Origin of the sequence: Marinomonas hwangdonensis (assembly GCF_003721245.1) — a bacterium.
Lineage (GTDB): Bacteria > Pseudomonadota > Gammaproteobacteria > Pseudomonadales > Marinomonadaceae > Marinomonas > Marinomonas hwangdonensis.
In genome coordinates, this window is the sequence record NZ_RIZG01000009.1 from 1 (window position 1) to 21,664 (window position 21,664).

Annotated in this window: 17 protein-coding genes; 6 read left to right on the top strand and 11 right to left on the bottom strand. The window is 44.9% G+C overall.

Annotation, left to right across the window (positions count from 1 at the left end):
• On the top strand, positions 1 to 184 hold a 184-nt coding region (locus tag EBI00_RS16090; protein ID WP_206612587.1), incomplete at its 5' end, for a hypothetical protein.
• Between the two features lie 115 nt (positions 185 to 299).
• Positions 300 to 1,619 (top strand): MFS transporter, encoded by a 1,320-nt coding sequence (locus EBI00_RS13305; protein WP_241557041.1) that lies wholly within the window; start codon positions 300 to 302, stop codon positions 1,617 to 1,619.
• A gap of 58 nt (positions 1,620 to 1,677) precedes the next feature.
• Here the strand turns inward: EBI00_RS13305 and purK are convergent, their stop codons facing one another.
• From purK to gap, 5 genes are all read right to left on the bottom strand, one after another.
• Positions 1,678 to 2,742 carry a 5-(carboxyamino)imidazole ribonucleotide synthase gene (gene purK / locus EBI00_RS13310; RefSeq protein WP_123096437.1) on the bottom strand — a complete coding sequence of 355 codons (1,065 nt, stop codon included), beginning with the start codon at positions 2,740 to 2,742 and terminating at the stop codon, positions 1,678 to 1,680.
• 3 nt (positions 2,743 to 2,745) lie between these two features.
• Positions 2,746 to 3,237: a 5-(carboxyamino)imidazole ribonucleotide mutase gene (gene purE / locus EBI00_RS13315; protein ID WP_123096438.1), complete on the bottom strand. Its 492-nt coding sequence runs from the start codon at positions 3,235 to 3,237 to the stop codon at positions 2,746 to 2,748.
• 205 nt (positions 3,238 to 3,442) lie between these two features.
• Entirely contained in the window at positions 3,443 to 3,913 is a 471-nt protein-coding gene (locus tag EBI00_RS13320; protein ID WP_123096439.1) for a methylglyoxal synthase, read from the bottom strand.
• Positions 3,914 to 3,919: 6 nt separating this feature from the next.
• Positions 3,920 to 5,368 carry a pyruvate kinase gene (pyk, locus tag EBI00_RS13325; protein ID WP_123096440.1) on the bottom strand — a complete coding sequence of 483 codons (1,449 nt, stop codon included), beginning with the start codon at positions 5,366 to 5,368 and terminating at the stop codon, positions 3,920 to 3,922.
• An 81-nt stretch (positions 5,369 to 5,449) separates the two neighbouring features.
• Positions 5,450 to 6,463: a type I glyceraldehyde-3-phosphate dehydrogenase gene (gene gap, locus EBI00_RS13330; protein ID WP_123096441.1), complete on the bottom strand. Its 1,014-nt coding sequence runs from the start codon at positions 6,461 to 6,463 to the stop codon at positions 5,450 to 5,452.
• A gap of 382 nt (positions 6,464 to 6,845) precedes the next feature.
• Here gap and edd point away from each other — a divergent pair, with 382 nt between their 5' ends.
• Positions 6,846 to 8,660: a phosphogluconate dehydratase gene (edd, locus tag EBI00_RS13335; RefSeq protein ID WP_123096442.1), complete on the top strand. Its 1,815-nt coding sequence runs from the start codon at positions 6,846 to 6,848 to the stop codon at positions 8,658 to 8,660.
• A 172-nt stretch (positions 8,661 to 8,832) separates the two neighbouring features.
• Here the strand turns inward: edd and putP are convergent, their stop codons facing one another.
• Both putP and hexR read right to left on the bottom strand, forming a co-directional pair.
• Positions 8,833 to 10,329, bottom strand: coding sequence for a sodium/proline symporter PutP (putP, locus tag EBI00_RS13340; RefSeq protein ID WP_123096443.1), 1,497 nt, complete (start codon positions 10,327 to 10,329; stop codon positions 8,833 to 8,835).
• Positions 10,330 to 10,814: 485 nt separating this feature from the next.
• Entirely contained in the window at positions 10,815 to 11,678 is an 864-nt protein-coding gene (gene hexR / locus EBI00_RS13345) for a transcriptional regulator HexR (protein WP_123096444.1), read from the bottom strand.
• A gap of 89 nt (positions 11,679 to 11,767) precedes the next feature.
• Here hexR and EBI00_RS13350 point away from each other — a divergent pair, with 89 nt between their 5' ends.
• Positions 11,768 to 12,643, top strand: a complete 876-nt coding sequence (locus EBI00_RS13350; protein WP_123096445.1) for a phosphotransferase — start codon at positions 11,768 to 11,770, stop codon at positions 12,641 to 12,643.
• 28 nt (positions 12,644 to 12,671) lie between these two features.
• Positions 12,672 to 13,448 carry a uracil-DNA glycosylase gene (ung, locus tag EBI00_RS13355; RefSeq protein WP_123096446.1) on the top strand — a complete coding sequence of 259 codons (777 nt, stop codon included), beginning with the start codon at positions 12,672 to 12,674 and terminating at the stop codon, positions 13,446 to 13,448.
• 13 nt (positions 13,449 to 13,461) lie between these two features.
• On the opposite strand, the gene ygfZ is transcribed toward ung, so the two are convergent.
• The 3 genes from ygfZ to EBI00_RS13370 all read right to left on the bottom strand — a co-directional run bounded on the left by ygfZ (position 13,462) and on the right by EBI00_RS13370 (position 18,880).
• A complete protein-coding gene (ygfZ, locus tag EBI00_RS13360; RefSeq protein ID WP_123096447.1) occupies positions 13,462 to 14,391 on the bottom strand; it encodes a CAF17-like 4Fe-4S cluster assembly/insertion protein YgfZ in 930 nt (309 codons plus the stop codon).
• 114 nt (positions 14,392 to 14,505) lie between these two features.
• Positions 14,506 to 15,504: a response regulator gene (locus tag EBI00_RS13365; protein WP_123096448.1), complete on the bottom strand. Its 999-nt coding sequence runs from the start codon at positions 15,502 to 15,504 to the stop codon at positions 14,506 to 14,508.
• A complete protein-coding gene (locus EBI00_RS13370; RefSeq protein ID WP_123096510.1) occupies positions 15,491 to 18,880 on the bottom strand; it encodes a PAS domain S-box protein in 3,390 nt (1,129 codons plus the stop codon). The genes EBI00_RS13365 and EBI00_RS13370 overlap by 14 nt, the downstream gene beginning before the upstream one ends.
• A 284-nt stretch (positions 18,881 to 19,164) precedes the next feature.
• On the opposite strand from EBI00_RS13370, the gene xylB reads away from it, so the two are divergent.
• Complete coding sequence (xylB, locus tag EBI00_RS13375) at positions 19,165 to 20,652, top strand: xylulokinase (RefSeq protein ID WP_123096449.1); 1,488 nt, start codon at positions 19,165 to 19,167, stop codon at positions 20,650 to 20,652.
• Between the two features lie 8 nt (positions 20,653 to 20,660).
• On the opposite strand, the gene EBI00_RS13380 is transcribed toward xylB, so the two are convergent.
• Positions 20,661 to 21,557 carry a helix-turn-helix domain-containing protein gene (locus tag EBI00_RS13380; protein ID WP_123096450.1) on the bottom strand — a complete coding sequence of 299 codons (897 nt, stop codon included), beginning with the start codon at positions 21,555 to 21,557 and terminating at the stop codon, positions 20,661 to 20,663.
• Between the last annotated feature and the right edge of the window lie 107 nt (positions 21,558 to 21,664).

Genomic DNA, 21,664 nt, shown 5'->3' on the forward strand with positions numbered 1-21,664 from the left:
GATAGCTCACGCTGTCAGGGCTTTTTTTTCGTCTCAAGAAAATGGACAGAAACATCACCCACTCAAGGCCTTCCCCTTGGTCACCGATGCGCTTGCGCCTGTTTCGCAGGCTCAACGCGTCAGCGCGCATCGACGACCAAGGGGAGAGGCTCTACCCAAATGCGCTGTGGCTAGGATCTCATGACATCGGTGTGAATCGGCGACCAATGTTTGGCTATCAGCCGTCTTGTGATAGTTTGCCAGTTTAAGGTTTAATTTATATTAGTGAGTAATGAATTTATAGTTAGGTAATATTTTTGATGAAGATGAATAAAGTGTGGCTTTCAGTATACGAAAAAATAGTAAACAGCGAGGATGCTAGGGCGTGCAAAGCGATTGATGAGTCAGCTTGTAAAGTAGTGCCAGGAAATTTTATTAAAATTATCATCGCGCAGTTTTTTACCAGTTTAGGAGACGCGATCATTAATCCAAAGGTAACATTGCCTTGGGTGATGCAGAGTGTTGGAGCTCCTTTATATCTTGTGGCTTGGTTGGTTCCTATTCGAGAGTCGGGCTCGTTATTGCCGCAATTGGCTATTGCGAGTTTTGTTCGTAGGATGCCGATTAGAAAATGGGTATGGGTTGCAGGTAGTGCTTTACAGGCAGTTAGTGTCACCTTGATAGGATTGGTTGCCCTTTTTATGCAAGGCTCTATAGCGGGTTGGATGATTATTCTATGTCTGGCTGTTTTTAGTGTAGCAAGGGGGCTAAGTTCGGTTGCTTCAAAAGATGTGTTGGGTAAAACGATACCAAAGACTCAACGCGGACAAGTAACCGGTTGGTCAGGAAGTATGGCTGGGCTTGTCACGGTTGGGGTTGCAGCAATCCTATTTTTTGTTGCTTTGACGCCTTTAGAGGGAAGCGCTTATATTTATGGTTTAGCTGTCATTGGTGCAGCGTCCGTTTGGGTGGCCGGTGCACTTGTTTATTCCACCGTGAAAGAGTTTCCAGGTGAGGTCGAAGGTGGAAAAAATGGATTAAAAGAGGCATTAGGACAGCTAGCTCTGCTAAAAACGGATACGGTCTTCCGTCGTTTTGTCATTACCCGATCGCTGCTACTGTGCACGGCATTGAGCGCGCCTTTTTACATAGTGTTGGCGCAACAAACGCTTGGGAGTAGTATGTGGGTATTGGCTATGTTTATAGCGGCTAGCGGTTTTGCTTCTCTTATTTCTGCTCCTTTTTGGGGGCGTTTTTCAGACCGATCTAGCCGGTTTGTTATGATAATCGCGAGTTTTGTTAGTGTTCTTGTAGGGGGAAGCCTATTTCTTTTGTCTTTGTTGACACCTGATGCATTGTCAAACTGGGTTATATTACCCTCTCTATATTTTTTACTTACGATAGCGCATCAGGGAATCCGTGTAGGAAGAAAAACCTATCTTGTTGACTTATCTGATGGCAATAAGCGTACAAGTTACGTTGCTGTGAGTAACACGGTAATTGGCTTTATACTCTTGGTGTTGAGTCTGATCGGTACACTGACTCAATTTATATCGATTGCAGGATTGGTGCTTATTTTCTCAATGATGGCATTGGCTGGGGTTGTAATGGCCAGCAAGTTGCCTGAAATAGGCTCTTAAACTGTCTGAATGACTGTGCGTTGTCCATATTGATTAAATATGGACAACGTATTCAGCATTAATTTGGAAGATTGTCTTTTAGCCAATTAAGTGCGGTAGGGTAGGGTTCAGGCATGTCTAGTGTATGCAATGCTGTTTCTAAAACAGCGAGTTTACCAGAGCAAAAGTTTAGGTGTCCAACCTTACGGCCTAAGCGGACTTCTTTCTGATACCAATAAAGTTCCAAACCCTCGATATTAAGCCACTGATAGTCTAGGTCAATACCGATTAGATTAATCATCATGCTTTGGTTTTTAACGTCAGCAGGAGCCAATGGCAGTCCTGTAACGGCGCGTACGTGGTTTTCGAATTGACATATACTGGCACCGGCTTGAGTCCAATGGCCGCTGTTGTGAACACGTGGAGCCAGTTCATTAATCAATAAGTCGTCTCCCACCCGAAAACACTCCATTGCCATGACACCAACGTAATCTAAGGCATCCATCAGCTTACTGAGCATTGCTTCCGCTTTGCTTTGTAGCGGTTTAAGGCGCTCCAAGGGAGAAATGGACGCATAGAGTATGCCATTGATGTGAAGATTAAGCGTTAGAGGGTAAAAGTGTGTTTCACCATTTTTGCCGCGAACACCCACCAATGATACTTCTTCATCGAATTGAATGGCTTGCTCTGCGATGGCATAGCCTTTCCAATCTTCTGGTATGTCTGTGGATTCCGATTCTTTTAACCAAAATTGGCCTTTACCATCATAGCCACCACGACGACGTTTCAAAAGCACACGCTCGCCCAAGGTATGGTAGGCCTGTTTAGCGGTAGAGTCGCTTTCTACTGGGAACCACGGGGCGGTAGCCAGTTCAAGACGGTCTAACCATTGCTTTTGTGTTAATCGGTCTGCAAGTTGCGGGAAAGTGGCTAAATTGACAAAATTAGTGTGTGTTGCCAATTGCTTAGTGGCAACCGTTTCTGGCCATTCTTCTCGTTCTGCGGTGACCACGTCAGAGGGAGAGAGTGCTAAAGTCTCGGTCGATTCTATATCAACGGGGCGAACATCAACGCCAAGAGGTGTGCCTGCCTGTTTTAGCATGGCGCCTAGCTGGCCTGCGCCCAATACCCATAAAACGGACATAATTTAAGCCTCTCTTGGGTCAGGGTTAGCGAGAACTGTGTCAGTTTGATGCTTTCTGAAAGCGTCAATTTTCGCCGCAAGCTCTGGATTAGAAACCGCTAGAATTTGGCATGCTAATAAGCCAGCATTAAAGGCACCAGCACTCCCGATCGCAAGTGTGCCAACGGCGACGCCTTTTGGCATTTGTGCGATAGACAATAAACTGTCCATACCGTTTAGTGCCTTACTTTGTACCGGTACACCCAGTACTGGCAAGCGTGTATGGGCGGCTACCATGCCTGGTAAGTGGGCAGCACCGCCGGCACCGCCGATGATGACTTTGAAGCCTTTATCGGCTGCGCTTTCTGAAAACTCTGCAAGTTTGGCTGGGGTTCTATGGGCAGAAACCACTTCTACATGATAGCTAACGCCCAGTGCGTCCATGATTTCAGCAGCGCCTTCCATTGTGCTCCAGTCACTTTTTGAGCCCATGATTAGGGCAACATCTGCTTGCAAAATATTTCTCCTATTGGTTGTGTTCAACGTGGTGTCGAGGGGAAACGTTGAAGTAGGTCGATAAGCCTGTCAAATATCCATGAAGCCTAACGCATTTCTATCTGACAAATAATTGGCGGCTAATATAGCCGATTTTGATGTAAACAGCGAGCTTTCAGGGGGGCTAGAGTATTTGGGATGAGGTGAAACTCAAAAAAAGAGCGACTTAGAGTCGCTCTTGGAGGTACTTTTCATAATCTGGAATTTGCCGCTCAAATGCGCTTTCAAACAAGGGCGATGAAACAAGAAAGTTGGCCGATGACACGCTGCAGGCGATTGGGATATTCCAAACTGCCGCGACTCTAAGCAGTGCCTTGATATCTGGATCATGGGGCATAGGCTCAAAGGGGTCCCAGAAGAAAATCAACACATCAATTTTGCCTTCTGCGATCATGCCACCAAGTTGTTGGTCGCCACCAAGGGGGCCACTAATCAGCGATTGCACGGGAACATTAAGCTGTTTTTGCATTAAGTTTCCGGTGGTGCCAGTTGCCATCAAATTGTGTTTGATTAGCTTGTCTTTGTGCTTCTCTGCCCACTCTATGAGCGCTGGCTTCATATTATCATGAGCCACCAGAGCGACGTTTTTACGCTCTGGGGTCGTGATGGTTTTCTGTTGCAATGTTTTGCTCTTCACTGTGAGTTATTCCTCGACAGCGCCGACTTCTACGATTTTCATCATATTGGTGGTGCCATAGCTCACCAGGTGGTCGCCTTTAGTGACAATGACAAGATCGCCATCTTGGATTAAACCGAGAGATTTAACATGATCTACTAAGCCTGCAACTATGGTATCGACGTTAAAATCTTGTGAAGAGAAGGCTACTGGTGTGACGCCACGATAAAGGGTCACTTTATTCAGCGTTGCTTGATTCGGTGACAAGGCATAGATAGGTAAACCAGAGCTAATGCGAGACATTAGAAGTGGCGTCGTTCCAGAATCGGTCAAGCTGATGATGGCTTTAACACCTTCCAAGTGATTGGCGGCATACATGGCAGACATGGCGATGGTTTCGTCAATGTTTGTGAATGTCACATCAATGCGGTGTTTTGAACGGTTGATTGCAGGTTGCTTTTCGGCGCCCAAGCAAACACGATTCATAGTACGGATGACTTCTTCTGGATAAGCACCGGCAGCGGTTTCGGCTGACAACATAACAGCATCTGTTCCATCTAGCACTGCGTTAGCAACGTCAAACACTTCCGCTCGCGTTGGCATAGCGCTGGTGATCATGGTTTCCATCATCTGTGTCGCTGTGATAACAGGACGGTTTAACTGACGGCAACGTTTGATCATGTGTTTCTGAACGCCGATGAGTTCTGCGTCACCAATTTCAACACCTAGGTCACCACGAGCCACCATAACAGCGTCAGAAGCAAGAATAATGGCGTCTAGAGTGGCGTGATCTGCAACCGCTTCAGCGCGTTCAACCTTGGAAATAATTCCCGCTTTTAGACCTGCTGCTTCTGCTAGAGCACGTGCTTCGTGTAAGTCGTCGGCGCAACGAGGGAAAGAAACCGCAAGATAGTCCGCTTTTAGAGCAGCGGCTGTTTTGATGTCTTCTCTGTCTTTGTCTGTTAGTGCCGCAGCAGACAGTCCACCGCCTTGGCGGTTGATTCCTTTGTTGTTAGAAAGTGCACCACCAACAATTACCTTGGTGATTACTTCCATGCCTTTCACTTCGAGAACTTCAAGAACCACACGGCCGTCGTCGAGCAAGAGAATATTGCCGGGTTCTGAGTCTGCTGCCAATTGAGGATAATCAATCCCGACGCGTGTCTCATCACCATTATTTTTGTCAAACCCAACGTCTAAAACAAAAGTCGCGCCATCTTTGAGTTCCACTTTCGTCTCTTTAAAGCGAGCGATACGAATTTTGGGGCCTTGTAGATCGCCCAGAATCGCAACGTGACGGTTGTTCTTTTTCGCCATGGCACGAACTACTTCCGCTCGGTTTATATGATCTTCTGGCTGTCCATGAGAGAAATTAAGACGAAATACATTGGCACCTGCCAATATAAGCTTTTCGATCATCTCAGGGGAGCTTGAAGCAGGGCCTAGAGTGGCAACGATTTTAGTTCTACGAGTCATTATATGTACCAAAAATTAATAAGCGTGAAATAGAGTATAGGAGACGACAAAGGCTGCGTCAGCAGCCTTTGTGTATTTTGATTATTTTGCAGCCATTAATGCAATGGTATTATCGAGCATTCGGTTTGAAAATCCCCACTCGTTATCATACCACGCCATTATTTTAACCAATTTACCTTGTACGCGCGTTTGTGTCGCATCAAAGTTAGAAGTATAGGCGCTGTGGTTAAAGTCTGAAGAGACTAGTGGCTCATAGTTCACATGCAATACTTGAGCAAGAATAGGATCTGCTTTAACTGCATCTTCAATAATTTTGTTCACTTCTTCTACCGTAGTTTCACGTGGTGCAAGGAAGGTTAAATCGACCAATGAAACGTTGATAGTAGGGACGCGAACAGCCATGCCGTCAAATTTTCCAACCAGTTCAGGTACAACAAGACCAACGGCTGCAGCCGCACCGGTTTTACTAGGAATCATGTTTTGAGCTGCGGCTCGAGCGCGATATAAATCTTCATGATAGACATCCGATAGACGTTGATCATTGGTGTAAGCATGAATAGTCGTCATCAACCCACTTTCAATGCCCAGCTTATCGCTTAGGGGTTTTGCAACAGGCGCCAAACAGTTAGTTGTACAAGAAGCATTAGAGATAACCGTCATATCGGCGGTTAAAACGTTTTGGTTTACGCCGTACACAACGGTCGCATCTACGTCTTTACCTGGCGCAGAAATGATGACTTTTTTTGCACCCGCTGTGATGTGGGCGCTGGCTTTTTCTTTTGTGGTAAAAAAGCCTGTGCACTCGTATACGACATCAACACCCAGTTCCGCCCATGGAAGATCGGCAGGGTTGCGTTCTGAGAAGGTGCGGATTTTATCTTGATTAACATAAAGCGCTTCATCGTCGAAGGTGACTTCTTCACTAAAACGACCATGAACGGTATCGTACTTTGTTAAATGCGCGTTCGTTTTAGAATCACCAAGATCATTAATGGCGACTATTTGGATTTGATCACGCTTACCTGATTCATACAAAGCTCTTAATGTGTTGCGTCCAATGCGTCCATAACCGTTGATAGCTACTTTAATCGTCATACTCACCTCTAGAATCGTACAGAATTATCAAGTGTTCGAATTCGAACACTTTGCGTTCGATATTGATATTTGATGTAAAAATACTACATATATGAATTTTTAAGCAAGAGTTTAGTCGTAAAATTCTTACCTTGCGTCGATTTTTTAATCAACTGCCTTGCTTATCCTACATATTATACTGATGTATGTTACAAATGCGGGTACATATTAGCTGAAGTAACCGATAAATTCGAATAATACGTAAAAAAATTACATAAAAATGGTTTTTTTATGTGTTCTATCTGCAAATACAGGTGAAAATAAAGTAAAATGTAGTAATATTACATAAAATTAAAGTATCAGACTGATTGCAGAGTCAACTACACGAATAACGGAGATAGGCATGAATCCGATTGTTGCTAAAGTGACGAACGACATCATTGAGAGAAGTAAAGCGCTGCGCAAGCAATACCTTAGTGATATGGAAAAGGCACAAGAACAAGGTCCACATCGCGGAAAATTATCCTGCGGTAATTTAGCCCACGGCTTTGCTGCGTGTCAGCCACAAGACAAGCAAAAATTGACGCTGATGGAAGAGGCCAATATTGGTATTGTGTCTTCCTATAACGATATGTTGTCAGCGCATCAACCGTATGAAAACTACCCAGATCAAATCCGTGCCGCTGTCCAAGAAATGGGCTCAGTAGCGCAGTTTGCCGGTGGTGTGCCTGCCATGTGCGATGGTGTTACGCAAGGTCAAGACGGCATGGAGTTAAGCTTGTTCAGTCGTGACAACATTGCCCAAGGTGCGGCGATTGCCTTGTCTCACAATATGTTTGATGCTGCGATTTATTTGGGGATTTGCGACAAAATTGTCCCTGGACTATTGATTGCTGCGTTGCGCTTTGGTCATTTACCTGCGTTATTCATCCCAGCGGGCCCTATGCGTTCTGGCATCACCAATGCCGCTAAAGCTGCCGTTCGTCAGCGTTATGCGCAAGGTCAAGCTTCTCGAGAAGAATTACTTGAAGCGGAAGCAGCGTCTTACCACAGTGCAGGGACTTGTACATTTTACGGTACGGCCAATTCAAATCAGCTATTAGTAGAGATTATGGGGCTTCAGCTTCCAGGGTCCTCTTTTGTTAATCCCGATGATCCATTACGTGGAGCCTTGACTAAGTATGCTTCTCAGCTAACGACGAAAATCACCGCGTTAGGCCGAGATTACCGACCTCTGTACGAGATTGTTGATGAGCGCAGTATTGTGAACTCGATTGTCGGTTTGTTGGCAACGGGTGGTTCAACTAACCATACAATGCATATAGTCGCTTATGCTCGTGCGGCTGGCATCATAGTGACGTGGGATGATTTCTCCGCGCTGTCTAAAGTGGTGCCATCATTAACAAGAATATACCCCAATGGCCAGGCTGATATTAACCATTTCCATGCAGCAGGCGGCATGGCGTTTCTGGTTAAACAGTTATTGAAAGGTGGTTTATTGCACGAAGGCGTGAACACCATCATGGGTAAAGGCTTGACCCATTACACTAAAGAGCCGTTCTTGGACGGTGATGGCGTTGTGTGGCGTGATGGTCCTTCTGAAAGTTTAGACGAAGACGTAGTACGATCTTTTGAAAATCCTTTTAACAAAGAAGGTGGCTTATCTTTATTAAAAGGTAACTTAGGTCGATCCGTTATTAAGGTGTCTGCGGTAAAAGATGAAAACAAGATTATTGAAGCGCCAGCGGTTGTTTTCCACAGCCAAAATGCTTTGGCTGATGCCATTGCGAGCGGTGAACTAAAGCGTGATTGTGTGGCAGTCGTGCGTTTCCAAGGTCCTAAAGCGTTAGGCATGCCTGAGCTACATAAACTTACGCCGTATCTAGGTAACCTGCAAGACCAAGGGTATCGCGTTGCCTTGGTAACAGATGGACGTATGTCTGGTGCATCGGGTAAGGTGCCTGCTGCGATTCATTTGACGCCAGAAGCCTTAGCCGGCGGACTGATTGCCAAGATCCAAGATGGCGACTTGATTCGTTTAGATGCGGTAGAAGGTACCTTGTCAGTATTAATCTCTGATGAAGAATTGCACGCTCGTGAAGCGGCTCAACAAGATTTAACCGACTCCCATCAAGGCATGGGGCGGGAATTATTTAGCGCACAACGCATTTTAGTAAGTGGCGCAGAACAAGGCGCTTGTAGCCTGTTTAATGACTAAACCTTTCCTCTGACTACTAACTTTTGTTAGTAAATGGTGTTTGGGGGCTTGTTTCAAGCCCCATTTTTTTGCCTAAAATTTACTCAAAAAAAGAGCCTGGATTCACTTGAATTCAGGCTCTTTTGCATCACTAATAAGATATGCTTATAGCATTTGACCTATTACTGAGAGTTTATTTCATTGTATCTAGTGCTTTCTCATACTTGTCAAAAGACTCAGTGACTGAATCTTCCGGTGCCCCTGTTGCTAGACTAACGACAATAATGGAAATGGTTGCAAAGATAAAACCTGGAACTATTTCGTAAAGGTCAAACATTCCGCCGGAAAGTTGCTTCCAGACAACCACGGTTACACCGCCCACAATAATGCCTGCAAGAGCGCCATTGCGGTTCATGTTACGCCAGAACAAGCTAAGTAGAATAGCAGGCCCAAACGCAGCGCCAAATCCGGCCCAGGCATAGGACACCAGGCTCAGTACTGAACTTTCTGGATTGAGTGCGAGCGTCAAAGCCACCAAGGAAATGATAACAACCGCAAAGCGACCTACATTAACAATTTGCTTTTGTGTCGCTTCTTTATTAAATAACTGTTTGTAAAAATCTTCAGCGAGAGCCGAAGAAGAAACCAGCAATTGAGAATCCGCCGTGCTCATGATCGCCGCTAAGATAGCCGCCAACAAAATACCCGCTACAATTGGATGGAATACAGCGTTGACCAAAATCATAAAGATTTTTTCAGGGTCAGCTAAGTTTCCAGCAAGGTTAGCATCCACGAAGGTAATGCCCACTAAACCGATTAGTAGTGCACCTACCATGGCCAAGAACGTCCAGATAACCGCAATACGGCGCGCTGTTTTTATGTCGGCATTTGAACGAGACGCTTTGAAACGTGCCAGAATGTGTGGCTGTCCAAAATAGCCTAGGCCCCAAGCAACCAACGAGATAATAGCGATAGTGCTGAGGGGCTCTCCGCTCACACTTGTCCAGATATTAAGGAGTTCCGGATTTTTTGCTGTTAAAGTGCTTGTTAGATCTGACCAGCCACCTTCAATAGCTACAATAGGCACAATAACCAATGCAGCGCCCATCATGAGACCCTGCACTAGATCTGTCCAAGCGACGGCGAGGAAGCCACCGAAAAGAGTGTAAGAGACGACACAAACGGTGCCAATGATGACAGCATAGGTGTAATCTAAACCAAATACGGTTTCGAATAATTTGCCACCTGCCACTAAGCCTGAGCTCGTGTAAAACAAGAAAAACAACAAGATAAACAGTGCAGAAATGGTCTGAATTAATTTAGATTTGTCATTAAAGCGTTTGGATAGGAAGTCCGGTAGTGTTAATGCATTGCTGGTTTGAATGCTATAAGTGCGTAGACGCTTTGCGCAAATAAGCCAGTTTAACCAGGTTCCTACAAGTAGGCCACCGGCGATCCAAATGGCTTCCATACCCGCTGCAAAAGCGTAGCCTGGCAAACCTAATAACAACCAACCACTCATATCAGAAGCACCTGCAGATAAAGCAGTAGGCCAAGGCCCTAGCGAGCGTCCCCCTAGGAAGTAATCTTCTGAATTAGAAGTACGTTTGTAAGCGTACAGCCCAATTCCTAGCATAACTATTAGATAGGCTAGGAATGTAAAGCTGATCGCATAACTATTTTCTATCATTATTATTGTCCTCTAGTTAAAAATTCATGAATGCAGTTGTCTTTTACAGCGGGCGTTATTTGCCAATACAAAAAACGGTTTGTATTGGTACTAGGTGATGCATACCGGGCAAAAGAGGCCGATGAAAAGATTTATCTGAACGGCATTCGAACGTTATTTCAGTGTTGTGAATGTTCTTTTTTGTCAGCTATTAAGTGGATTCTTGTCAAAAAAAGACTGAACACGCTGACTTACAAAAAGAACTGCGGTGATTCTAAGTGGCTAAAGTGGGATTATCTTTCAAAAAAATCCGGCTGAATTGCAAAAAACTCTGACATTTGCTGCGGAAGTGAGAGTTTTACTAAAAAGCACGGGCAAATCATGAAATGACCACAAAGAAAAGTGGCTATAAAAAAGGAAAGCCCATGTTAGGTGCTTTCCTTTTTTCAGCGGGTAGGTCGTGGCTTTTGTTGCTTTTTAACGACCATGTCGGTTTGTGTAACCTCTTACTTTTCTACCTTAGGTAGACGAGTGTCTTGCACGCTTTGTTTTAGCTTGCGAAGATGTGCATTAAACTCAGGACCGCGTTTCAGTAACACGCCTGTTGCTAAGGCATCAATTAAGGTTAGATACACAATCCGCGAACTCATGGGGGTGTAGATATCCGTATCTTCGGTTTCTTCAATTGGCAAGACGATAGAGCAGTGCTCGGTTAGTGGAGAGTCCGGATTGGTAATGCCAATCACAGAGGCGCCAGTTGCTCTTGCTACTCTTGCCGTTTCAATTAACGGCAAAGTCCTACCTGTGTAAGAAATGACCACGATGGCATCACCAGCATGAGCCCCCGCCGCTGCCATGCGCTGTACCAATATATCAGTGTAAGCAACAACCGGCATATTCAAACGGAAGAACTTATGATGAGCATCTTTTGCAACCGGACCAGACGCTCCCAAACCATAAAACTCTATTCGGCGCGCTTGAGCTAATACATCTACGGCACGGCTTATAAGAGATTCGGGTAAAATTTCTTGTGCACGAGTGAGGTTGTTTTTAGCGGCTTCAAATATTTTCGCGGTAACAGCGCCCGGTGCGTCATCAGGCTCTACGTTTAAGTTCACATAGGGCGTTCCTGTTGCAAGACTTTGGGCAAGGGAGACTTTAAAATCTGGGAACCCGCTGCCTATGAGGCTGCGACAAAAGCGGTTCACGGTTGGCTCACTTACTTCGGCTCTCGCGGCCAGTTTCGCGATGCTCGAGTGGATTGTGGTTTTGGGGTCGGCAAGAATCGCCTCTGCAACTTTTCGCTCGGATTTGCTTAAGGTGCTCAGTCTTTCTTGTATCTTACGAATAATGTCTTCGTGTTTATTCATTGATCTGCTTCAAAGTTGTCTATTGACTCGGATGGTTGAGTTATTCATTCTGACAGCCACTTACAATTCTGGCAATAAAATGATGTAAAATGACAACATTATCTGAGTATTTAGTTAACATAGCCAGCCTATTGCCTGCTAAAGCGGAAGTGAACAGCACTTTGCTAGAAGAAGGCTTTTCAAATCAGGTGTATTTGATCTCTTGGCATGATAAACCTCGTTTGGTGCTTCGCGTTCCTGGGCTGGATGAGGCGGCTTTTAATATAGATAGGCAAAATGAAATGGCTATTTTGCTTAGCGCTGCAAAAGTCGGTCTCTCTCCATCGGTATATTGGCATGATGAGCAAGGAGCCTTTGCCTGTCCGTTTGTCGAGCAGCCCTCTTTGAGTTGGGATGTTACTCACTCCACCGCCAGTATTCATAAAATGGCCAGCGCTTTAAAGCGAGTACACTCCCTGCCTAATGTCAGTCGTTCTTTTTGTATTTATGCTCTGATTGCGCACTATCTTCAATCCGTCGAGTGTTTCTTGCCGCTTAGTCCAGAACTTCAAGAAGAGTTTGGCTACGTGCGAGGACTCTTTATGAATTTGCCTCGTGTGGCGTCAACCCCATCACCTGTGCTTTGCCATAATGATTTAAATCCCAAGAATGTGTTAATGGATAATAGCTCGTTTTGGTTAATTGATTGGGAATGTGCTGGCATGGGGGATCCACTGTTTGATCTTGCTGTTGTAGCCCGCTCGCACAATCTGAATGGTTTGCAGCAAATACGTTTAATACAGGCTTACGATGACAGTCTTGAAGTAGAAACGACCCTAGATAAAATGGCGCAATACAGTTTGGCGTACTCATTACGAGAAATGGTTTGGTTATTGTTAAAATATTTAACCACTCCAAATGATGCCACAGCATGGTCTTCTTATATGCACTTTAAAACCAGACAATCGCTCAATCCTTTTTTATAATATTTTGTTGAGATAAGAGAAAAATAGAATGTTAATTCCCTCTTGGCAAATGCGTTTAGCCGATGAATTTAATAAAGAGTATATGCGTGCTTTACAGCAGTTTCTTACGCTACAAAAAGAGCAGGGGAAAGTGCTCTACCCTCCAGAAAATGAACGTTTTACAGCCCTCAATGAGGTGCCTTTTGAGCAAGTGAAAGTCGTGATTTTAGGGCAAGATCCTTATCATGGTGAAGGGCAAGCCCATGGTTTGTCCTTTTCTGTTAAGCCAAATGTCAAAGTGCCGCCCTCATTGGTGAATATTTATAAAGAGCTCGAAATGGACCTAGGAATTACGCCTGCGCCACAGGGTTTTTTATTGCCGTGGGCCAAGCAAGGAGTATTGCTGTTAAACAGTGTATTGACTGTTGAGACGGGCAAAGCGGGGTCTCATCAGAATAAAGGCTGGGAGCAGTTCACAGATAAGATCATTGAACTCATTAACAATGAGCATCAAGGAGTGGTGTTTATGTTATGGGGAGCCTATGCGCAGAAAAAGGGCCGTCATATTGATCGGAAAAAACACCAAGTACTGGAGAGCGTTCATCCATCTCCTTTATCGGCATATCGAGGCTTTTTAGGTTGCCAACACTTTTCTAGCGCCAACGATTATTTAGTACGTCTTGGCAAAGCGCCGATTCAATGGGCATTGTCTGCGGCGAAACAGTCGGCGCCAATCATACAGGTGACAGAAACACCCAAAAACGCAAAAGAAGTGCCTCAAGAAACGGCAGCGAACAGTCATTCTCAGATTTCGCTGCCGTTTTAGACTGACAGGACGCCTAATTTTTTGCGCCCACGGGATAGGGAAGTGCAAGTAAAGTGATGTTTTGTTCATCCAGTATTAGGGCCTTCGCTTCGCTGGGCTCTATGTTGATGATCACGAAGGCGAAGCAGGTTTCTTCAATATGGGTCGCGCTGAAGACCTGCCCTATACTTTTCCCTTCCTCATCAAGTAGATCTTTTGTGGTGTCAAGCTGTCCTTGCCAGGTGACCAGGGCCAGTTGTTTCTTCGATTTTCCTCTGTATTGCATGCGGGCCACAATTTCTTGCCCCGTGTAGCACCCTTTTGTGAAGCTAATGCCCCCGGTACTTTGCATATTAAGCCACTGAGGTAGCAGGGTGTCACTCTGTGCCAAGGTGATCAGCGGGCGAGCGGCAAGCATAGAGAGCCCGGCAAGTTGTGAATGCTTTTCTTCAATCGCAGGGCAATCGGCTTGGTTTTCCTCGCGACGAATCAGCCACTTTACTTCCAGTGGGTAATGGCCAAGAGTCAATGTGATGTTCTGGTCGGCCTGAGTGACAGGCAAGCGCTCTGCTAAGGTTGCCTGCGTTGTTTCTGTCGAAGAGGATGTGATGTGAGAATAAACGGCAAAGGCGTCTTGTTCATTGACCAGCTCAGTTTTGAAAAAGACCGCGTATTTTTTTAGATGAAGTAAGGTTTTTTCGACCAAATCTTTGGCCATTATCATCAACACCTCGTCATGGCTTTGAACGAGATAAAAACTGCTGACGATGCGTCCTTTAATGCTGCATATGGCACCGTATAATCCACAATCATCCGATAGCTTGTTCATGTCACAGGTGGTTTGTCCCTGTAGCAGTTTTTTGGCATCTGGGCCGGAAATGCGTAATACACCAATGTCGTGTTGCTTTGCGATGACGGTGTTGTTTTGTAATCTTGAGTGCAGTATTTCGTGAAGCGAGGTCATAACATTTTTCCATGATATCTGTTTGCCACAAAGAGACCGCTGTGGTTTTGCGTGAGTAACCTATCAGTGATGGCGGTTTTTTACTTTTCAATCCCCGATTATCACGACTTGGTGCTAGCGTTCTGCAAACTCGCTTCGTATTTTAAGTAGCTTGGGAAGCTCCTGATGGAGTAAGGGGACGAGTCCGGGATCAAAATGTTTACCACTTTGTTCTGTGATAAAGTCCATAGCATCCTTTATCGGCCAAGCTTTTTTATAAGGTCGCTCGCTTGTTAGTGCATCAAACACGTCCACTAAGGCGATAATACGACCCTCGATAGGAATTGCCTCGCCTGCGAGCCCGTTAGGATATCCAGTGCCGTCCCATTTTTCATGGTGGGTCATGGCGACGGAATGGGCAAGTTTAATCAGATAAGAGCTCGGGTTAGACAATATCTCACCGCCAATTTGAGCGTGGGTTTTCATAATCTCGTATTCATCTGCGGTAAGCTTGCCTGGTTTTAATAATATCTCATCAGGAATGCCTATTTTGCCGATATCGTGCATTGGAGCGGCCATCATTAAATCGTCTGCAGATTCTTCACAAAAGCTGTACGCTAGCGCAATTATTTTGGCGTAGCGGCTCATGCGCTGTACATGCATGCCCGTTTCGTTGTCTTTGTATTCGGCAGCATGCCCCAGTCTGTGTATTAAATCTATGTGTGTATTAAGTAGCTCGTCGGCTTTGATTAGGGATAAATGTGTTTTTACTCGTGCCAAGACAATCGCGGGTACGATTGGTTTAATGATGTAATCCACCGCCCCTGTTTCAAAGCCTTTTTCTTCGTCTATGCTATCTTTTAGTGCAGTAACAAAGATGACAGGAATAGGCGCGGTAGAGGCGTGGCTTTTTAACTGCTGACAGACTTCTAGTCCTGTCATATCTGGCATCATTACATCAAGCAAAATGAGGTCAATGTCTTCTTGCTCGACCAGCTTTAATGCATCTTTTCCAGATCGAGCAAACGACAGACGATAATCCGCCGTCTGTAAAACTTGTCTTAATACTCTTAAATTGACTGGCTCGTCGTCGACTAAAAGAATGCGAGGGGAGAGTTTTTTACCTATTCTCATGTTTGTTCTCCTCTGTCAAAGGGCTTTCTTCCGTTATGATGGCTTTTAAATTTGTTAACGAGCGGATAGCTTGGTCAAATTCAAAGTTGGTAACGGCTTTGCTGATTTCAATGGCTTGCCCTTTCAGAGCTAGCGGCGAATGAAGAATCAGTAAATCTAGGCTTTCATCATCTACCTCGCCTGAATGGGCTGATAGGTGTAATGTATTCAATAAATCTAACAGATTTTCTTTTGATAGTGCGGCGCCTGTATCAGATTGTAAGGTGTCAGTACTGGCTGAATGTTGGGCGATGAGTGCCGACAGTTCATTCTCGAATTGTTCGAAGGTGTGTATTAGGTTGGCTATGCTAAGTTTGCAGGTCTGTGTATCTTCCGATTGAGCGGCATGCTCGAGCTCTGCCATCTCATTGGAGAGTCTAAGCAAGGCCAAATTACCGGCTGTACCTTTAATGGCGTGAGCCAAGCTAGAAAGGGCGTTGAATTCACGCCCATGCAAATGACTTGTAAGCCGTTGTGGTAGGTTTTTGTGTTGCTCTGCAAATCGCGTCAATTCGTTTAAAAACGTGATCATATCAAGCCACAAAGACAGCCCTTTATTGAGATGGATTTGCTGCGTACCCGAAAGGTGATCAGACGTGTCCTTTTCAAAAATCATCAAATCAGTTGGAGTGTCTTGTAATAGTCTCGCCATTTCTGACAGTAGTGTGGCTAATTCAATGGGTTTGTGAGCAAAACCATTCATTCCTGCTTGTTGTGCTTCTATCTTGTCTTCTGCCATGACGTTGGCGGTTAGGGCAATAATAGGGGTAGGCGCTAATTGATGTTCTACTTCATAGCGTCTAATCACTTGCGTCGCCGCTAAACCATCTAAATTGGGCATTTGTATGTCCATCAGGATAATATCAAGCGGTGTCGTTTTAAACTGTTCAACGGCTTCTAAACCATCTCTGGCTAACAAAATAGTGTGTCCCTGCTTTTCCAATAACAAGGTCAACAGCGTAAGGTTCTGCTCTATGTCGTCGACGAGTAGGACTGTTTTGGGGGTAATAATTGGCAGTTCGCCTACTTTGGTGTTAGGCGGAAGGCTTGACTTCTCAAGGGGAAGTCGAAAGGAAAAGCAGCTGCCGACACCCAGTTCGCTGGTGGCCTGCATTTCACCTCCCATCAGCTTAACCAGTTGCTTAGAGATGCTGGTACCTAGGCCTGTACCGCCAAAACGTCGACTCATCGAGGCGTCCGCTTGCGTAAAGGGGTCAAAGATATTGTCCAAACGGTCTTTTGGTATTCCTATGCCGGTATCTTCAACGCAAAAGCATAGATCGCCGTTATTTTGTTTAGATACGGTTAATTTCACGTAACCTTGCTCAGTAAATTTGATGGCGTTCCCCACAAGGTTCATCAGAACTTGGCGGATTCTATCTTCGGCCCCTAGGTATATGTCGGCGATATTTACATCAATGTGAAATGTCAGCTCTAACCCTTTGTTTTTTGCTTGCAGCCAAAGTGTTGAAATAACAACGTCGACTAGGTTTGCGAGGAAAAATGGCTGTATATCGAGTTCCAGTTTGTTTTTTTCTAGTTTGGCGCTGTCTAAAATATCATCCAGTAAATGCAATAAAGAACGGGCTGACTTACTAATCGTTGCTAAGTGTTTTTTGTCTTTTGTCGATACTTCCGAATCTAATAAAATATCTGAAAAGCCAATAATGGCATTCATTGGCGTGCGTATTTCATGACTCATGTTAGCTAAAAACTCTGCTTTGCTTTGTGCGGCTGTTTCGGCCTTGGTTTTGGCGAGGCGTAGTTCGTCTTCCATTTCAATACGTTGTGATATATCTAAAATGACGCCATCGATCCACTCTATGGTTTGATCTTCATTAAACACCACAGAACCGTTTTCTAGAACCCAGATATAATGCCCTGTTTTGTCCAAAAGACGGTATTCGACGGTATAGGTAGCGTGCTTTTCAGCCGCGTGGCTAATGGCATCGGATACTTGTTTTCTATCGTCAGGGTGGACCAGCTGACCAAAAGAAATGGCGCTACTGTAAAAAAGTGCCGGAGGCCAACCACTTACTTCTTGTATCGCATCACTGACAAAGATGGCCGTATACTCTTCATTCATCAAACAACGAAAAGAGGCGCCTGGTATGTTTTTAATCAAGGAGCTGTATTGTTTTTCACGCTCTTTTAGATCCGACTCCATTTTTTTGCGTTGACTGATATCTGTGATGAAACCCACGAAGGTTCGTTCTTGACCTACGCGAGACTCACCAATGGCTAAGCGAATAGGTACCAAATAGCCCTCTTTATGACGTGCCTCTACTTCTCGACCTATGCCGATGATTTTTGCTTCTCCTGTGTTTTGATAGTTAGCAATATAGCTATCGTGATGTTCACGATGATTTATTGGAGTGAGCATCTTTATATTCTGTCCAATAACTTCATCGGCGGTATATCCAAGGATGCGTTCAGCAGCAAGGTTGTAGCTAATAATGAGGCCTTTCTCTGAAATAGTAATGATGCCGTCGACTGCGGTGTCTAGAGTGGTTTTGAGGCGAGTTTCACTGGCGGTTTTTTCTTGTAATAGTTGCCGATAACGTAGTTGTGAGGCAATGTTGGCGGCCAGAATAGACAGCAGCAGGGTGATAACAGCGACCACGAAAGAAAGGGCGCCGTTATCGTTTTCTGATAGGTGACTTAGGTGAGCGTCACCTGTCGATATAAATCGAGCCCCCGCCATGCCCGTATAATGCATACCAGATATTGCACATCCCATGATGATGGCACTGATGCCATTAGCCCAATGCTGACGAATATTTGGCCATTGTTTTCTTATATAAGAATGGGTGGACAAGGCAATAAAAGCCAACACTACAGCAATGACGATAGAGCCGATAAACCAGATAGGATCGTATTTCAAGACGGTATCCATCTGCATTGCCGCCATACCAAGATAGTGCATGGTGCCGATACTTCCTCCGACAAGGAGGCCGCTTAGGCACAATTGCAGCAAACTTAAGTCTGGCTTCACTAGACGTTTTAAGGTGATGTAAGACGCGATGACACTTGGAAAAAACGATACAGCCGTCAGTAGTGGGTCGTAATGAACGCTGCGGCCCATGTCAAAAGCCAACATGCCGACAAAATGCATGCTCCAGATGCCGCCAGCCATAATGAAAGCACCCGATAGCAAAGCCATTTTCTTGTATTTTTTGAGAATATGGTTTCGAGCTACTGAGGCAAAATACAGAGCAAAAAAAGACGCCATGACGGCTAAAAAGAGGGAAAGTGTCACCAGCAAGGGGTTGTACTCTCCCAGAACAAGAAGATTTTGATCGACTTGTGTGACAAAAAATGTGTTAACCCATGACATTAAATAGGCCATGTATTCCTTCAGATAAGTGGTTGAGAAAAAGAGCTTACTGGTTTTTGCTTGACAGCAATAAACTCGTTTTTACTCTAAGCAAATAAAAAACTCATCGTTTTTAGCAACTATTAATACTAAAAAAGCAAGCACTTAGAATTCTATTGACTCCAGCCATGGATGCTTTGAATATGAAATCACATCACACTGTGACTGCCAGTGAGTCATAACAAATAGCATGACAGATCGCACAATAAAATAAATCACTATTTTTAAAAGCAATGGGTAAATAAATGTATCTAGGTCTTGATCTTGGAACATCTGGGTTAAAGGGTGTCGTTATCGACGACAAGGGTAATGTGTTGGTGCAGGAGTCCGTATCGCTCACCGTGAGTGTTCCTCATGCGACTTGGTCGGAGCAAGACCCTGAATCATGGTGGCAAGCTTGTGTCGATGTTATTCAGCGATTACAACAGCGTTTGGATGTGAGCAAATTAAAAGCCGTAGGGTTATCTGGGCAAATGCACGGTGCCACCTTGTTGGATCACCATGGAGCAGTGTTACGTCCATGTATTTTATGGAACGATGGTCGTAGCCAAGGACAATGCCAAGCGCTAATGGCTGAGTTTCCTGATTTGATCGAGCGTTCTGGCAACCTTTATATGCCGGGCTTTACTGCTCCCAAAATACGTTGGGTACAAGAAAACGAGCCCGAGGTATTTGCTAAGTTGGCTCATGTCTTACTGCCGAAAGATTATTTGGCTTTTCGATTGACGGGTGTTATGTCATCGGACTGTTCTGACGCCGCCGGTACACTTTGGCTAAATCCACAAACACGTCAATGGGACGATGATTTATTGGCTGCAACTGGCTTGACTCAAGCCAATATGCCAAAAGTATACGAAGGCTGTGATCTTGTAGGCACCTTATCTGAAGCGATTGCTCAAGAGTTGGGGCTCCCATTGTTACCCGTTGTGGCTGGCGCCGGTGATAACGCGGCCGGAGCCGTGGGCATGGGTGTCACAAATCCAGGCCAAGGTTTTATTTCTCTTGGTACCTCTGGTGTGTATTTCACGGTCAGTGAGTCACATAAAGCCAATCCGCAAAATACCGTGCATGCTTTTTGTCACGCCTTGCCTGGTCGTTGGCATCAAATGGGTGTCACGCTCAGTGCCGCAAATTCTTTGTCTTGGCTTGCCAAGCTGTTGGATAAAACAGTCGTTGAATTACTGGATGTGCTCGAAGACAGTGGTATGCAGCGCACCAAGGTGTTGTTTTTACCTTATCTCAGTGGTGAGCGTACTCCTCACAATGATCCACAGGCGAATGGACAGTTTATTGGATTGAACAATACGACTTGTTTGGAAGACATGACATTGGCCGTGTTGGAAGGTGTCGCATTTTCTCTTCTGGATTGTCAAAATGCCTTGAGCAGCGCAGGCAGTATGGTCGATGAGCTTTCATTAATCGGTGGCGGCGCGCGTTCTGCCATGTGGCGCCAGATTATTGCTAGTGTACTCAATAAACGTCTTATTTATCGAGACGGTGGTGATGTGGGACCCGGTTTGGGAGCAGCGCGCTTGGCTCTTTTGGGAGAGCAGCAAGGCCTAGGGCAGAATATAGAGTCTTTGATCTCGCAATATTGCACCATGCCAGAGGTATTAGAAGTACATGAGCCAGACCTTACCTTTAGCGTCTACTACCAGAAAAAGTATGCCTTGTATCGAGCTTACTATCAGGCGACAAGCAAGCTAAACCATGAATTGGCCTTGTTGTCATGAAGGCTGTGTTATGAAACGGGGGCCGATCCTTCAATATGGATATTACTTTGTGAGCGAAAGTCTCTGGGTGTGACACCCTTCAACTCATGAAATCGGCGATTAAAGTTGGCGACATTGTTAAAGCCAACTTGAAAGCAAATGGTCGCAATCTGCTGATCTGTTTCGGTAAGTAAGCTACACGCACGGCTGACTCGCACACGATTGACAAATTCAATAAAACGATTGCCTGTGGCTTTTTTGAAAAAGCGTGAAAAATGGCTATCAGACATGCCAATTAAGCTTGCGACATTGGAAAGTGTAATGTCTTGACCGTAATTCTGTGACACATAATCAACCACAGTGTTGATTTTACGTTGCAGTGTTTCATTGGATTTTAAATCGATTTGTACGGTAGAAAGTAAGCGGTAATTTCGGCTCTGAGCCAGTTTTTGTAGAAGAGGCAGTGCGAGTATTAACCTTGATAAGCCGCTGGAGTCTCGTACTTTTTGGAAAATATCTTTTAGGTATTCATGGTCTTGATCAAAAAACTCAATGCCTGACTTTGCTCTCGCTAACATAGGTAAAATCTCAGCCAGCTCAGGGATGATTTTCATGCCATTAGAGAAAGACTCATGATCAAAGCGAATAACCATGTCTCTGAGTTGAACCGCTTCTTGGTCGTGTTGGCAGATCCAGTTATGAGGCAGCCTAGGACCTGTTAAAATCAATTGGCCGGGTAAGTAATTTCCAATGTAATCGCCCACAAAGACTTTGCCTGACGTGTCGACGATATAGTGCAGTTCGTAATCATCATGGGCGTGCCAACGAATAAGATCACACGGATATCCGTGCTCTAAGTAGCGAATGGTTTCGTTATCTTCGACAATTTCGTATTCGGGCGTAATGCGTTTGGCGGTATTAGACATAATCTTCTCGCTCAGCAGCTTTTTCGGTTAAATAGAGATCACACTGGTTTTGTGTTTTTAAGTATCTACACCATTGCTTGCTCTGTGTTTTTATTATTTTAATAACA